This is a genomic window from Pedobacter sp. 01N416 (assembly GCF_056399685.1).
Genome location: NZ_JBFTRT010001019.1, coordinates 1 through 631 on the forward strand (window position 1 = coordinate 1; position 631 = coordinate 631).

1 protein-coding gene is annotated in these 631 nt (G+C 42.3%); it reads left to right on the forward strand.

Features of this window, described 5'->3' with window-relative positions; genetic code table 11:
- Window positions 1-28 precede the first annotated feature (28 nt).
- Window positions 29-631, forward strand: a 603-nt coding sequence (locus AC1DND_RS29010) for an Hsp70 family protein (RefSeq protein ID WP_477586452.1), incomplete at its 3' end; no start/stop codon positions are given.

Consider the following 631-nt stretch of genomic DNA (forward strand, 5'->3'; position numbering starts at 1 on the left):
GTAAAGTACCTACTAAAGCCGGCCGTCAATACACCACTTCGGTAAAGTACCTACTAAAGCCGGCCGTCAATACACCACTTCGATAGATGGACAGGTAAATATGAAAATCTCTGTTTATCAGGGTGAGCGAGATTTAGTGAAAGAAAACAGAAAACTGGCTGAATTCGACTTAAAGGGAATTCCTGCAATGCCTGCGGGTTTGCCAAAAGTAGACATCAACTTTTTACTGAATGCAGATGGAATTTTAACCGTTCAGGCGATAGAGTTACGCTCGGGTGTTAAACAAGAGATAGAAATTACGCCAAGTTATGGCTTAAGTGACGATACAGTAGAGAAAATGCTCCTCGACAGTATAGAACATGCCAAAAGTGATGTGGAGCAACGTATGCTCATTGAAGCGAGAAGTGAGGGTGAGCAATTGCTTTATACCGCCGAACGTTTTATCGAAAAACATGCCGAACATTTAACTGAAGAAGAAATTTCAGATACTAAAGTGCACATCGAAGCACTTAAAACGGCTTTAGCTACTCAAGAAAAAGATACCATTTTGAAGAAAGCAGACGAGCTGAACGAATTTACCCGCCCTTTTGCCGAACGGGTGATGGACGCAGCGATTTCCACTGCCATGAAA